The organism is Candidatus Neomarinimicrobiota bacterium (assembly GCA_030743815.1).
Taxonomy (GTDB): Bacteria; Fidelibacterota; Marinisomatia; order Marinisomatales; family S15-B10; genus UBA2146.
In genome coordinates, this window is record JASLRT010000013.1 from 1 (window position 1) to 14,160 (window position 14,160).

Consider the following 14,160-nt stretch of genomic DNA (forward strand, 5'->3'; position numbering starts at 1 on the left):
CAGGTTCGCCACTGTTCCGTGAACTGACCCTACGAAAGTGATAACACCGCCGAGGTGGCGCTCAGTGATAAGCCGCTTCACCTTCTGAAACCTGCCGGCATCATTTCGGTAAAAGTCACCGGTATACCTCACCATGAACATCTGTCCGACTTTCTCTTCCAAGGATAGATCTGCCAGCTTTAACGGCGCCAGATCTTCCGGTCCCATCGATGGCATTTGGGCACAGCCGGTCATATAACCGGCCATCAGGATTACGACACCGTGGAGAATCTTACCCTTCCACATAAATTCTCCTTGTTCGCCCCCCGATGGCGGTCATCAGCACGTAGGTGGTAAGGTCAGTCTTCTGGGCGATCTCCTCCAGTGGGATTCGATTCTTGCCGTCGTCCCCGAAAATGAGTACATGGTCGCCCATTGCCGGTTTATCATCGCCAAAGTTGACCATGAACTGATCCATGCAGACACGCCCCGCTATGCGATAGTTACTCCCTTTGTATCCGACATAACCTTCCCTGAACCAGTTACGCGGCATTCCATCAGCGAAACCTGTCTGTACCACAGCAATGTAAGCGTCACTGTCGGGGGCGTACACAGATCCATAACTGACAGGCGTGCCGGCCTGCACACGCTTGAGCTGCACGACGGGTCCCGTAAAGTTCATGGCAGGCTCGAGATCAATCGATTCAGAGGTCTCATCGGATGGATAGGCACCGTAGAGAATCATCCCGACACGCACCAGGTTGAAGTACGATTGGTGCATATCCAGCACACTGCCGCTGTTGGAAATATGGCAATACTTAAGATCGAGGCCGATTTCTTCGGCGAGGCCCACAGTTTGCGCGAATCGCTCTGTCTGAAGGTCAGCATAGCTCTTATCGCCTTCATCGGAGGTAGCATAGTGGGAATAGATCCCTTCCAGATGTATTTCAGGATGGTTCTTCAGCTCGTCCAGTATCTTCTCCACCTCGTCCATCAAGACACCGAGGCGCGTCATACCTGTATCTACCTTAAGGTGAACTTTGGGACACGCCCCTTTTTCCGCTGCAAAATCTGAGAGCATTTTTATCTGATCATGCCATGACATATTCACGGTTATATTATTTTCCACAGCTAATTCGAGAACATCTCCGTTCAGACATTCGAAGGTCAGGATTTCCCCTCCGATACCTGCTCTCCTGAGCTCCAGCGCCTCGCCCATGGTGAAGACGCCGAAGAAATCAGCGCCGGCTTCTTCCAGCGCCTGAGTCACCGGTACCGCCCCATGACCATAGCCGTCAGCTTTTACCACCGGCATTACCTGAGCGTCTCCCACCCGAGCATTCACCTTCTCATAATTGCGGATGAGCCTGTCCAGGTGAACTTCCGCTACAGGACTATACATGCTCAATGTCCAGTTGTGACCATTCATCAATATCGGTATCCATCAGTGCCAGCCCGCCGAAAACGGGAAGATGATCGTCAGTTACCCATTCCACGTCTGCATAACTTAACAGGAGGAATTCTTCAACCTGATCTCTATAAAACAGTGATTGTTTAATGAGTGAACCACAGCAACCGAGGGAGAGACTCTCGGCCTTCAGCCCCATCTTTTCAGATACCTCCTCCACCATCTCGGCGAGCTTCTCAGCGCCGTGAGATACCACTTGAGATGCAAGGAAATTCTCACTTTCAGCGATAGACAGAACAATGGGTGCGACAGCGGCCACGCTTGAGACCGTTCCCCGCAAGAGTGATACACTTTGCAGCACTTCCTCAAACTCTGTCTTGCCGAAGAACTCGCTTACAGCTTCCTTCAGTTCGACGACATCCTCGTCTGACGAGCGTTCATTGGTGATTAGCTGTGTCAAGATCGATTTGCCGAGCCAGTAGCCACTCCCTTCATCCCCCGCCGTAAAACCGACTCCTCCCGCTCTGTGAAGGCGACCTTCGCTATCGATACCGATGACGATGCTTCCAGTCCCGGCGATCAGTGTAATCCCGGGATTGCCACGCCAGATGGAGTGGTGTGCCAGTTCGGCATCACTGGTAAGATTAACGTCGCTGGCCGCAAAGGTCGTTTCCAGCATCGTCTCCAGAGCCGGCTTGTACTTACGGTTGCTGATACCGGCCATTCCCACTACGCATGCCTCAACATCAGCAGCATCACATGAAGCTCGAGAAAGAACTTGACCTATCAGATTCTCCAGATCCCGGATACCGTTCTGTCCATACACATTAGGATTGGTGCCGTTGCCAGTGACGATGAATCCTCTCCTGGCGATAGTGTCAAGTAGAAGAAGATCGGTCTTTGAACCGCCGCCATCGATGGAAAGAATCCATCGTTCATTTGCCATACCGCTCCTCAAGAAACTGCCTTAGTAAATCGAAACTCTCGAACTCTTCTGTACAACATCCGAGAATCCAAGAACTGACTTCATGGCACGGCATGCCGAGAACAGTATAGACGGGTATGCCTTGATGATAGGCCAGCGTAACCTCACCATGTGTTCCGCCACCTGCCAGGACATGCTCATCCCAGAAACAGACGACATAATCGGTCTCATTCAGCAGATAAGTCAGATCATTATCGATGATTCTCCGTACGACCTTCTTAAAGCGATCATAGTCATCTGTTTTCCACGATCGGAAGTTCTCCAGTTCTTCTTCTGTCAACAGTGTTTTCTCTACTTCGACGGGATTAAAGGAATCGTGCTGCAAAGTTTCTTTAAGCCAGAGACTCATCTCCTCCCGCCAACCCCCCCCACTGTCAGGTGCATTTTCGATAGCACCCGAAAGATAAACTATCATCGTATCATGACTCTCGTAAAGAGAAACATATTGAGCAGTTGCCATACGATAGCGATGAGCAGCGGAACCAGCCAGGTGATTAAAGTGAGGTGCATGCTGAATATAAGTTCCCGTCCCCCGTTTATCAGCATGGCAGTAGGTAGCAGTGCAAACACATTCTCGAGTGAGACCGGAAAAGACTCCAGCGGAATGATCCAGCCAGACGAGAAGATGATGGCCAAGAAGATGGTAAAGACACCAAAAAGGTGCAGGACAGAACTTTTGGTTACAAGAGCCAGGGTAAACGAAAGGTTCACAACCAGCAAAGCAAAGATTAGAATGAAGAACAGAAATCCAATCATAGGCAATATCGGAAGAAACAGCCCACTCAAAAACTGGAGAATAATGATAGCAATAAATGCCCTTATCAAAACCTCCGGTATCATGGCAAAGATCAGGGCTGAAGCTAGACCCGTGCTGGAGTTCGGCGTAGCCATGATGGACTCATAAAAACTTTCTGTGCGGCGATTTTCAAACAGATCTGAAAACAGGGGAAAATAAGACGATACCAGTACGACTACAAAGACAAGACCGGGCTGAACCCACGCTTCAAAAAGGATTCCCTCAATCACATTCTGCAAGATATTTTTAAGTCCGAAAACAATGGAGAGGTATACAACCACAGGTAGAAGGAGGGTCAGAGACAGCTCGGTCAGCCAGTGATGTACCAGGATCCAGAGTCGCCGACGGAAGAAGAGAGTCGTCAGTTTCATTCGTGAAGTCTCTCTCTTGAAGTCAATATCAGCGTTTCCAACCCGACTTTATCGGCACGGTAGTCCACCAATTCTGATTCAATGGCCATCCTGATTACGTCAAACAATACTTTTCTTTCGCGAGCATAGAAATCGAAGATTTCTCCAATCTTTGAGGGACTCACCAGCGTGGTCAGTTTTATCAGATTATCATACAGCTCATCAGGCAACAGTTCGAAGTGAATCTGGAAATGATGAAGTTCACCGGTATCTGACAACAGTTTGTCCAGCGTACCATCCAGAATCACTTTACCGCGATGCATTATGACTATTCGGTCGTGAATCCTCTCCGCCTCTTCAATATATTGAGTGGTAAATATGATAGTTTTATTCCCCTTCTTGCTCAGAAGATAGTTCCAGACAATATATCTTGATCGAATATCGAGAGACGACGTTGGCTCATCAAGTAGTAGAATCTCAGGATTGTGGATCAATGCCTTGATAAGCATGGCACGCTTCAGAAGTCCTCGCGACAGGCTCTCCGGAAAGTCATCCAGATATTCTGATATTTCAAAGGTATCTGCCAGCTTGCGTACCCGCCTTCTGATGTTATCTTTATCCAGATTATGCAACATGCCTTGAAAAATCAGGTTTTGCCTGATAGTAAGCTGGCAATCGAAATCGGGAGACTGCGGCATGTAACCCACCACAGTGCTGGTCTCGTTCTTGCGCATCCGAACATCAAGCCCGTTTACGAAAACGTTACCGAACTCCGGTTTTGCTATGCCGGCAATAACCTTCAACAGTGTACTCTTTCCAGCATCATTATCTCCCACTATGACGGTCATCGATCCCCGCTCAATCCCGAAAGATAGACCAGAGAGAATGGACCTGCTATTCAGGACCTTACCGATTTTTTTCAATGATACAGATGCTTCCATTTCTTACTTTCGAATTTCTATTTACTATCTGCGATAAGAGGACAAGTTCTAAGTCAGAGAAGTACGCCTCAATCGAAAACAGAAAACATTCAATAGTCAATGCCTAATGCGCTTCAAACCACGATTCGCCTATGCCCCAATCTACGACCACAGGCACATCCAATGCCAGCGCTGCCTCCATCTCCTGAACTACCATCTCCCGCACACGATCCAATTCTTTCTGTGGTACCTCAAACAGTAGTTCATCGTGGATCTGAAGAATCATCCTGCTCTCGAAGTTCTCACTCTTCAATCGTTGATGAATCTTGATCATCGCCAATTTGATCATCTCCGCCGCGGTTCCCTGAATCGGCATATTGATTGTGGCTCTCTCGGCGGCGCTTCTGACCCTCTGATTGGCATCGTCGATATCGTAGCAATAGCGCCGGCGGCCAAGCATGGTCTGAACATACTTCTCCTTACGTGCAAAATCGAGTGTTGCATCAATAAAGTCTCTGATACCGGCATAACGCGCAAAATAGGCCTCAATAACCTTACGCGACTCGTCCAACGGGATGCCCAATTCCTGCGACATCCTGAACGGCCCGGCGCCGTACATGACACCAAAATTCACTACCTTCGCCGTGCGACGCATTTCCTGCAGTACATCCTTTACCTCTACACCGAAGATGTTGCCGGCGGTATGGGCGTGAATATCCTCCCCTTTCGCGAAGGCTTCCTTCAGGGTTTCATCGCCACTCAAATGTGCCATGATACGCAGTTCTATCTGGGAATAATCAGCCGAAAGAATGACCCACCCTTCCTCCTGAGGTCTGAACGCCTTGCGGATTTCACGACCCTCTTCAGCCCGGATGGGGATGTTTTGGAAGTTGGGATTGCTGCTGGCGAGGCGTCCGGTAGCCGCCACTGTCTGACTGAAGGAGGAATGGATGCGGCCGGTGTCAGTATGGATCAGCTTCGGGATGGCATCAACGTAAGTTGACTTGAGCTTCTGGAACTTGCGGTACTCCAGAATCTTCGCTGGCAGAGGGTGATGGCTCTCGAGCGCCCCTAATACATTAACGTTTGTGGAACGGCGGCGGATCTGCGGCAACTTCAGCGTATCAAAAAGGATTACAGCCAGCTGCTGAGGAGAGTTCAGATTGAAGCTGGTACCGGCAACGGCGTATATCTCTCTCGTGAAGGTATCGAGCTTCTTTTCCATCCACACGGACATCTCCTTCATCATGACTTCGTCCACGTAGACGCCGTTATATTCCATCTGCAATAGCACCGGGATCAGCGGCGCTTCAACCTTACTGTAGAATTCAGAAAGATCTGACTCTTCAAGTTTTTCTTTCAGGATGGGAACGAGCTGACGGCAGACGTCTGCATCTTCAGCGGCGTAGAAAGAAACCTTATCCAACTCTACCTGATCCATGGTGAGCTGATTCTTGCCTTTGCCGATGAGATCGGTGATCGGCTGCATGTGGTAGTGCAGGTGCTCCTGGCTCAAGTAGTCAAGCTTGTAGGAACGGGCTTCAGGCTTCAGCAGGTGAGCGGCCAGCATAGTGTCGCACTCCACTCCGTGCACATCAATGCCGTGACGCTTCAGAATAAGCATATCATATTTGACATTCTGACCACACTTGGCCAGCGATGAATCCTCAAACAGCGGTTGCAGCAGTTTCAGCACAGCTTTGAGATCGTCGCCTTTGCCGGCGAAGAGCGGCTTCCTCTTCTCCGGAAACAGAATCGGGACGTACCACCCACAATTATCTCTTACGGAAAAACTGACCCCGACAATCTCCGCCCGCATAGGATCGGTGCTGGTCGATTCTATATCCATAGCGATTAGATCGGCTGATTCTAGAGATGCTATCATCTTTTTCAGGTCGTTCATCGAATTCACGGTTGTATAGTCTTTCGCGATTTCGCTGACCTCAGCAGCGACCCCCTCTCCCCGGAACGCATTCAGCTGTCCCTGGAGGCGGAAAAACTCCAGATCGTGAAAGATTGCCACCATGGCTTCAAAGTCAAAATCTCTGCGTTCAAGATCATCTATTGTCACTTCAAGGGGTACGTCTGTCCTGATGGTCACAAGCTCTTTTGAAAGTCTTGCTACATCCTCTCCATTGATGAGTCCTTCCCTGGCGCGCTTGTTCTGCACCTCATGAGCGTGCTCAAGAACGGAATCGAAACTGCCGTACTGCTGCAGAAGTTTCAAAGCTGTCTTCTCCCCCACGCCCGGAACGCCGGGAACATTATCGGATGAATCGCCCATAAGCCCGAAGAGATCGGTAATCTTTCCGGGTTCTACACCCCATTTGTCCTTCACTCTTTCGCCATCGATAACAGCGGTAGTATCGCTCTGGCGTCCTGGACTATACATGAATACTGAATCATTCACCAGTTGCATAAAGTCTTTATCACCGCTGACAATGTATGCATGCAGGCCGGCTTCTTTCGCCCGAACTGCCAACGCTCCTATAACATCGTCTGCCTCGTAACCACCCACTTCGAGCCGTGGAAGCTTCATCGCTTCAGTAAGTTTCCAGAGATCCGGGAGTTGAGCTCGAAGTTCGTCAGGCATCTTTTCGCGAGTGGCCTTGTATTGCGGATACATTTCATGACGGAAAGTCTTCTCCTTGCCATCAAACACGATGACGATATGATCGGGATCCTCATCCCGAAGTAGTTTGAACATGGAGTTGATGAATCCGAACAAGGCGCTGGTGTGACGGCCATCTGAGGTAATGAGCGGATTGCGGATCATTGCAAAGTGAGCGCGATACACTAAAGCATAGCCGTCTATAAGGAAGAGACGTTTTTTCGACGAAGGATCCACGGCGGAAGTTATGACGGCAGACTTGGTGACTTCAATTGAATTCTCCCTTCTCCCTAACAAACTGAACCTGTCCAAAATGATTGCTTTGTACCGGTGTTTCCTCTGTCGTTCATGCCGGGATAAGTGTGAAATTCTTCGTGAGGGAAAACTGAGTTCGGAAAGAGCAGTCATTGGCTACACGCGAAATGGTGCGTACATTATCTTTCAAGAGGGCACCAAAGGTACTCTTGAGGTTGGAAAGGTAGCTGACTTTGCGGTTCTCTCTCAAAACTTGTTTGAGCTGTCAGATCAGTCTATCAGAGACGTTACAGTTAATCAGACGTTTGTAGTAGAGGACGAGCTTGTTTATGATCAGGCAAGGCCTGATCAGGACTTTGAATAGACCGAAACCTGAAAGGATTGCACTGTTCCAACTGACAGTTCTATTCTTCGGGCTACAGACGTTCATCTCGGGAGATCTAAGAATGAAGAGTCACGAAAAGGCCACCTTCGGCGCCGGATGTTTCTGGTGTGTGGAAGCGATCTACCAACGGATCGATGGCGTGGTGGATATCGAAGTCGGCTATGCCGGCGGGACGGTTCCACACCCGACTTATGAACAGGTGTGTACAGGAACAACCGGTCACGCCGAAACTGCCCAAATCACGTTTGACGCCCGCAAGGTTACGTATGAAGAAATCCTCGAAGTCTTCTGGCGGGCTCACGATCCGACAACCCTCAACCGGCAAGGTAACGACATCGGAACGCAGTACAGGTCAGCTATATTCTACCACGACTCCGAACAGAAGGTGAAAGCTGAGAAATCAAAAGCTGAACAGTCAAAATCGGGCAAGTACGGTGACAAGATCGTGACAAAGATTGTGTCACTCACGGAATTCTATGAGGCTGAGAACTATCATCAGGACTATTTTGAGAACAATCCGGAGGCATCTTACTGTCGTCTCGCAATCGAACCAAAGCTGAAGAAACTGAAACTCAAATGAACTCCCGCAAATCTCCGGGAATAACCTCTCTGAGCTGGGGCCAGATGGAAGTGGCACACCATGGTGTTTTCAAGGATATCAAGGCATATCCCGGAGGTGTGCGTGCGTGGGACTGGAACGAGACCGGAACGCGCCATTCACCGGGGATTCAGCCCGCCGATGTGGAAGAACTCGTTAACAACAGCGCCGAAGTGATCGTCCTCTCCAGAGGGATGCTCAAGCGCCTGAAGGTCTGTCCCGAAACGCTGACCATGCTGGAAGAAAAAGGGATAACCTGCCACGTCCTCCCCACTGAGGAAGCAGTCGACCTGTACAACGATCTTTCTGCGGAAAAGCGGGTGGGCGGCCTGTTCCACTCAACCTGCTGAGACAGCCTCCCCCACAGAGTGGCCCCGCTCTGATCTCTGGCATCGGAACCAAATTCGATACCGCCGAGAATCTTCTACAGTGAGTAGCTGACTGTCAGACTGTAGCTACGGGTCGCCCCGGGCCAGTAGTAGGCCCAGTAGCCGTCCCACTCGTAACCGTAACCAAATGTAGCGTAGAGAACATCGAAGACGTTGTTGATCTTTGCCGAAAGTTCGGCATCTCCAAACCGGTACCTGGCACCAGCATTCACCAGCGTGAAAGGATCGATGACTCCCTGCCGCGTATTCTCGTTATCAATGTACTGCTTCCCCACATAACGCACATCCGAAAACAGTATCAGATTCTCTAACGGCTGGAGCAGGACCGATGCGTTTAACAGCCGGTCCGGGACGTTGGGAAGCAAATTTCCATCATAGTCACCTGAGTTAAGTGTATTTTGAGCCACAGTGCCATTCAAGCTCAAGGTAAGGTGTGAACTAATCCGATAAGCGGCCTCAAATTCAACTCCCTGATGAACGGTTCCGTCGGCGGCGTAGTAGTCGTACTCGCCTTCCTGCTCAACGTCGATGTTCTTCAGCTGCTCATTGGCGTAGGTGATGCGGTACAGATTGACCGTCCCGGACAGCGCGCCCGCGGAAAGATTTGCTCCGAGTTCAATGTCATCGACACCTTCCGCCGCCGCCATGACAGGATTGCTCCAGACGTCGTCGGCCTCAATGATCTGGCTGTCGGCCGGCTCCTTCTGCGATTTTCCGTAGTTACCGAAAACGGCAAGCTGATCCGTTACCGCGAATACAAAGCCGGCCCGGGGATTGATAAAACCCCAGTCCGCCGAAAGCTGGTGCCCAGCGGCGTGGCCGATCATCTTCTGATCGAGCTCCCACTGGTGGCCCTGAAGCTGAATATCTGCTATCAGCTTAAGTCGATCATTCATGGAATAGACGATATGGGCAAAGGCACTAAAGGACCGTTTCGTGCCGATATACTGGTAATATTTATACCACTCTTCTCCAAATCTAGTCACAAGGACCGCATTCGAGAAATTAGTGACTTCTCCGAAATGATCGCCTGAGTAAAATCGGATCTCGCTGCCCAGATCAAACCGAAGTGGACCGGTCATCCACGTTACAGTCGGCACGATGCCGTAGTACCGATTCACGATCCATTTCCTTCTCAGGAGGTCTGTCTCCATCCCCAGCTCCTCCACGTCCGAATAGTGATCATCCACGTCGAGGTTATACGAGTAGAAGTCGCGGCCGCTTTTAAATACCTCATAGTAGCCGGAACCGAGTACCAGATAGCCTACATTATGGAAATACATCCCCGGCTTGATCTGGTAGCTCGTGTTGAGGGAGTAGATTTGCTGCAAAAAGTCGTCCGTGTACGACTTGTATCCTGCCCGGCGCAGTGTGCGGTCGCTGATATCCGCCGCGGCAATACCGTCCCAGTTCAGGTCGGTATTCTCGTAGCCTATATTGGCGCGAAACTGATTAGTTATTTTCTCGCCGCGATGCTCAAGCCCCACGAACACGGAACGCTGCAAACTTTCGTGGTATTCCCGGTAGCCGTCAGACTCAATTTGACTAACACGGGCGGTCAAGCTGAGGTTGTTACCCAGCATTCTCCCGGAATTTACTTTGGCTCGGTACTTGATTGTGTTGAAAGAACCTCCCGTCACCGACGCACTCAACTCTTTCTGGTCGGAAGCGATCTGTGTCAGAACGTTGATGGAGCCGCCAAAGGCAGCTGAACCGTAAAGCGAGTTACCAATCCCCCGCTGAATCTGGACATCTTTGGCGTCAGACAGGATATCCCCATGGTCCACCCAGTAGACCTGATGACTCTCATTGTCGTTGAGCGGCACATTATCGAGCATTACTGAGATACGGCTCTGATCGAACCCTCGGATGGATACGTAGGAATAGCCGGTACCGTTGCCGCTCTCGCTGTAGGCGTAGACCCCCGGCTCTCTGGCCAGAGTCATGGGGACGTCTTCAACTGTGTAGCGCTGACTGATCTCCTCCGGAGTTAACGTGGAAAATGCTACGGGGGTAACTCCCGCCACCGCCCGGTTGGCCAGCACTACTATCTCTTCCCCCCTTAGAACGGTGCGTACCAGTTCCACTGTGATCTGCTTTCCAGAAGGAGTAACTGTAGCCGGTTCATAGCCGATGAAGGAGATGGTGACCACCTCCCCTTTCGGTATCTCTATCGTAAAGGAGCCTTCATTATCGGTGGTCGTGCCTATCTCTCCACTGATCACATTTGCCCCGGCAATAGGTCTGCCGATTTCGGTATCAACTACCTGTCCCGAAAAAGTGATGGTATTTTGTGCAGTGACACTAAATATCAGAATCAGGAAAATAAAAATCCCCTTCAGTCTGAAGAGGAAATCGCTTGATTGTTTCATTTCATGCCTCCCTTCGCTGGCATTATCCAGATCAGGTTCCAAGGGTTTGTTCTCAGCCTTCCCTCTGGCTCCAGGAAAGCACCCCTGTAATCAGGAACAATCTACCCCCTTTCTTCCATTTGATCAACCTATACGTCAATTTGGAGTTACAATTCAGTTATGATAGGGAAATAGTGGCACAAGTGGGTTCACCTTGCGGAAATTATATTGGTGCCAATACTGCTGCAAAGCGAAATTGAACGGGGCCCCTGATATGACGGTCAATGAAGATTGGGCAAGAAGAATTATCCGCAGACTGGATCCGCACTTCAGACAACGTTGGGAAGCGTATGACGATCTTCTCACCGCTCATTTGACAGAGAAGTCGAAATGGCTTGACATCGGTTGCGGCCGCAACGAGGCCGTCTTCAGATTTGGAAACCGGGGCCGGCTGGCAATAGGATTAGATATTCAGATAGCAGAAAACCGTCATCCGGTACCTTTCCTTCAAGCCGATATGCAACATCTCCCTTTCCGCAGTGACTCTTTCGATCTCATCACACTGCGCTTTGTGGTAGAACACCTTCCTGATACTGAGACTGGCTTCGCTGACATTGAACGCGTGCTGAAACAGAATGGTAAAGTTATCGTTATTACAACGAATGTGTGGAGTCCGTTCGTCGCTTTCGCCCGTCTATTACCTTATAGGTTGAAGCAAAAAATGTTACGCTCACTTTACAAGGTAGAAGAGGAGGATATCCTTCCCACCTATTATCGCTTCAACTCGGCTTCCCAAATGCGACGCGGCGTAAAAGGTTTGAGGTTGATTGAGTTGGACTACGTTCAGGGTGCGACCTATGACAGACGATACCTTTTCCTGCTGTTTTTCTTCTGGCATTTGATATCTAAACGGGGACCCTTGAAACCCTTTAGAGACAATCTTCTATCAGTTTTTGAGAAAAAATAGCATCTGCTTGCATTCTTGATGACACCCGCTCTATTTTCACGTCACCAATCTGGGAGCCTCACATGACAGATCGATCCACTCCATTTCCCGAAATCACCTTTAAGGCTGTCGTGCTTGGCATTATTCTATCGGCTGTGCTGGCAGGTGCGAATGCCTACCTTGGCTTGTTTGCTGGTATGACAGTTTCAGCCTCTATCCCCGCCGCCGTAATTTCAATGGGAGTTCTCAGTCTCTTTCGGAAATCCAACATTCTTGAGAACAACATTGTTCAGACGGCTGCCTCGGCTGGTGAATCGCTGGCGGCAGGAGTGATTTTTACTATTCCGGCCCTTGTACTCATGGGCTACTGGACAGAATTCAACTATGTTGAAGTGGCAAAGATCTCCGCCATCGGCGGACTCATCGGTGTTCTCTTCACCGTTCCGTTGCGGCGGGCGCTAATCCTCGAAGCAAAGCTGCGTTATCCAGAAGGTATCGCCACGGCAGAAGTGCTGAAAGCTGGTGAGGCAGCTAAAGAGAAGACGACAGCTGACGCCTCAGAGGGAATCAGACTCATCGGGCTTGCGGGTCTGGCAGGCGGCCTGATGAAGATTGCGCAACAGGGATTCTCCATGTGGCACGCTGCTGTGGAGGGGGCAAGATCGGTAGGCGGAGCCATTTTCGGCATCGGCTCTGACCTTTCACCCGCGCTTATATCTGTCGGCTACATCGTTGGACGCAACATCTCGATCCTCGTCTTCTCAGGCGGACTCATTTCGTGGGCGATTGCCATTCCCATCTATTCAACCATTTACGGCTTTGAGGGAGATCCAATGGATGCCGCCTGGCAGATCTGGAACTCTCAGATCCGTTATCTGGGTGTGGGCGCCATGGTGGTGGGAGGCATATGGTCTCTTCTCAAGCTAATGAAGCCCCTTGCGCAAGGAGTGAAGGCGAGTCTAGATGCCGTCAGGCACGCTCAATCAGGCGCATCCGTCCGGCGCGAGGAACGAGATTTTCCCATCAACTACGTCGGCTTCGGCCTGCTAGTACTGCTAGTACCGGTCTTCTTTCTTTATATAGGTATACTCGAATCGGCCAATATCGCAGCTCTACTTTCTATCGTCATGATGATTTTCGGCTTCCTCTTTTCAGCTGTGGCTGCGTACATGGCAGGGGTGGTCGGTTCCTCTAACAATCCCATCTCCGGCGTAACGATTGCAACCATCCTCTTTGCTTCCCTCCTGTTGCTGGCACTCCTCGGGTCGACTTCCACTACCGGAGCAGCTGGAGCCATCCTTGTAGGTGCAGTTGTCTGTTGCGCAGCGGCTATCGGAGGTGACAATCTCCAGGATCTGAAAACGGGTAATATTGTAGGCGCTACACCGTGGAAACAGCAGCTGATGCAGTGTGTCGGAGTCCTCGCAGCTGCCGTCGTTCTCGGGCTAGTACTGGACATTCTGCATACCGCTTATGTCATCGGCTCTCCCACCCTGTCGGCGCCACAAGCAACGCTCATGAAATCGGTAGCCAACGGAGTCTTCACCGGTAATTTGCCGTGGAATATGGTCGCGTTTGGCGCCGTTATTGGCGTCTTTATTATTCTTATCGATCTTCGCCAGGAGAGCAAAGGCTCCGACTTCCGCGTTCCCGTCCTTGCCGTAGCGGTTGGAATCTATCTGCCCATCGAACTGTCGGTACCGATTTTTGTTGGCGGAATGATCGCCCATATGGGTAACAGATCAGGTGCTAGTGAGTCTGCCAAGAAGAAAGGTCTCCTTATGGCTTCCGGTCTCATTACTGGAGAAGCGCTCATGGGAATCCTCGTCGCTGTGCCAATCTTCATAACTGCCGATAAGGACTGGTGGCCCACCGTTGAAGGATTTTCTCTCCTTGGTCCTGTCCTCTTCCTAGCCGTAATCTATTGGATTTATCGCACGGTGACTCGGAATTAGATGAAGATATCACGAGATATACTACACTCACTGCCCAAGGTTGAGCTTCATTGTCATCTCGACGGTTCACTTCGGGTTGAGTCCATGATCAACCAGGCGCAAAAAGACAAGGTTGAGCTCCCGGTTACCGATCCCGAAGAACTGCACAAGATCCTTGCCATCGGCAAAAGACGATGTACACTGGAGGAATATATCGACAGGTTTGAGCTGACTCTCAGCACATTGCAGACTC

The 14,160-nt window shown here is 50.4% G+C and carries 14 protein-coding genes and 1 riboswitch; of the genes, 6 read left to right on the forward strand and 8 right to left on the reverse strand.

The window, feature by feature from the left end; genetic code table 11:
- The 7 genes from QF669_01210 to polA all read right to left on the reverse strand — a co-directional run.
- Nucleotides 1-285, reverse strand: a 285-nt coding sequence (locus QF669_01210) for a hypothetical protein (protein ID MDP6456064.1), incomplete at its 3' end; no start/stop codon positions are given.
- Nucleotides 272-1,381 (reverse strand): alanine racemase, encoded by a 1,110-nt coding sequence (alr, locus tag QF669_01215; protein MDP6456065.1) that lies wholly within the window; start codon nt 1,379-1,381, stop codon nt 272-274. The genes alr and QF669_01210, both read right to left, overlap by 14 nt.
- Entirely contained in the window at nt 1,374-2,333 is a 960-nt protein-coding gene (locus QF669_01220) for a BadF/BadG/BcrA/BcrD ATPase family protein (GenBank protein MDP6456066.1), read from the reverse strand. The genes alr and QF669_01220 overlap by 8 nt, the downstream gene beginning before the upstream one ends.
- Nucleotides 2,323-2,787: a hypothetical protein gene (locus QF669_01225; GenBank protein ID MDP6456067.1), complete on the reverse strand. Its 465-nt coding sequence runs from the start codon at nt 2,785-2,787 to the stop codon at nt 2,323-2,325. The genes QF669_01220 and QF669_01225 overlap by 11 nt, the downstream gene beginning before the upstream one ends.
- On the reverse strand, nt 2,784-3,539 hold the full coding sequence (locus QF669_01230; protein ID MDP6456068.1) for a hypothetical protein: 756 nt from the start codon (nt 3,537-3,539) through the stop codon (nt 2,784-2,786). The genes QF669_01225 and QF669_01230 overlap by 4 nt, the downstream gene beginning before the upstream one ends.
- The gene (locus tag QF669_01235) at nt 3,536-4,441 is read right to left on the reverse strand and encodes an ABC transporter ATP-binding protein (protein MDP6456069.1); all 906 of its coding nucleotides are present in this window, start codon (nt 4,439-4,441) and stop codon (nt 3,536-3,538) included. The genes QF669_01230 and QF669_01235 overlap by 4 nt, the downstream gene beginning before the upstream one ends.
- A gap of 121 nt (nt 4,442-4,562) precedes the next feature.
- The gene (gene polA / locus QF669_01240; GenBank protein ID MDP6456070.1) at nt 4,563-7,286 is read right to left on the reverse strand and encodes a DNA polymerase I; all 2,724 of its coding nucleotides are present in this window, start codon (nt 7,284-7,286) and stop codon (nt 4,563-4,565) included.
- Nucleotides 7,287-7,296: 10 nt separating this feature from the next.
- Between polA and QF669_01245 the strand changes: the two genes are divergently transcribed.
- Genes QF669_01245 through QF669_01255 form a run of 3 tightly spaced genes read left to right on the forward strand, consistent with a single transcriptional unit; the run spans nt 7,297 to nt 8,637 of the window.
- The gene (locus QF669_01245; protein ID MDP6456071.1) at nt 7,297-7,668 is read left to right on the forward strand and encodes an amidohydrolase family protein; all 372 of its coding nucleotides are present in this window, start codon (nt 7,297-7,299) and stop codon (nt 7,666-7,668) included.
- The gene (gene msrA / locus QF669_01250) at nt 7,661-8,269 is read left to right on the forward strand and encodes a peptide-methionine (S)-S-oxide reductase MsrA (GenBank protein MDP6456072.1); all 609 of its coding nucleotides are present in this window, start codon (nt 7,661-7,663) and stop codon (nt 8,267-8,269) included. Before QF669_01245 ends, msrA begins: the two co-directional genes overlap by 8 nt.
- Nucleotides 8,266-8,637: an Mth938-like domain-containing protein gene (locus tag QF669_01255; GenBank protein MDP6456073.1), complete on the forward strand. Its 372-nt coding sequence runs from the start codon at nt 8,266-8,268 to the stop codon at nt 8,635-8,637. The genes msrA and QF669_01255 overlap by 4 nt, the downstream gene beginning before the upstream one ends.
- 74 nt (nt 8,638-8,711) lie before the next feature.
- Here the strand turns inward: QF669_01255 and QF669_01260 are convergent, their stop codons facing one another.
- The gene (locus tag QF669_01260; protein MDP6456074.1) at nt 8,712-11,048 is read right to left on the reverse strand and encodes a TonB-dependent receptor; all 2,337 of its coding nucleotides are present in this window, start codon (nt 11,046-11,048) and stop codon (nt 8,712-8,714) included.
- Nucleotides 11,040-11,144, reverse strand: a riboswitch (TPP riboswitch). (Overlaps the previous gene by 9 nt.)
- Before the next feature lie 157 nt (nt 11,145-11,301).
- Here QF669_01260 and QF669_01265 point away from each other — a divergent pair.
- From QF669_01265 to QF669_01275, 3 genes are all read left to right on the forward strand, one after another.
- Entirely contained in the window at nt 11,302-11,994 is a 693-nt protein-coding gene (locus tag QF669_01265; protein ID MDP6456075.1) for a class I SAM-dependent methyltransferase, read from the forward strand.
- Between the two features lie 62 nt (nt 11,995-12,056).
- Complete coding sequence (locus tag QF669_01270) at nt 12,057-13,928, forward strand: oligopeptide transporter, OPT family (GenBank protein MDP6456076.1); 1,872 nt, start codon at nt 12,057-12,059, stop codon at nt 13,926-13,928.
- The coding region (locus QF669_01275; GenBank protein MDP6456077.1) for an adenosine deaminase at nt 13,929-14,160 on the forward strand (232 nt) is incomplete at its 3' end.

Coding starts and splice junctions, on each gene's coding strand:
- alr (MDP6456065.1), bottom strand. CDS start 1,381: ATGTATAGTCCTGTAGCGGAAGTTCACCTGGACAGGCTCATCCGCAAT.
- QF669_01220 (MDP6456066.1), bottom strand. CDS start 2,333: ATGGCAAATGAACGATGGATTCTTTCCATCGATGGCGGCGGTTCAAAG.
- QF669_01225 (MDP6456067.1), bottom strand. CDS start 2,787: ATGATAGTTTATCTTTCGGGTGCTATCGAAAATGCACCTGACAGTGGG.
- QF669_01230 (MDP6456068.1), bottom strand. CDS start 3,539: ATGAAACTGACGACTCTCTTCTTCCGTCGGCGACTCTGGATCCTGGTA.
- QF669_01245 (MDP6456071.1), top strand. CDS start 7,297: ATGACGGCAGACTTGGTGACTTCAATTGAATTCTCCCTTCTCCCTAAC.
- QF669_01255 (MDP6456073.1), top strand. CDS start 8,266: ATGAACTCCCGCAAATCTCCGGGAATAACCTCTCTGAGCTGGGGCCAG.
- QF669_01260 (MDP6456074.1), bottom strand. CDS start 11,048: ATGAAACAATCAAGCGATTTCCTCTTCAGACTGAAGGGGATTTTTATT.
- QF669_01265 (MDP6456075.1), top strand. CDS start 11,302: ATGACGGTCAATGAAGATTGGGCAAGAAGAATTATCCGCAGACTGGAT.
- QF669_01270 (MDP6456076.1), top strand. CDS start 12,057: ATGACAGATCGATCCACTCCATTTCCCGAAATCACCTTTAAGGCTGTC.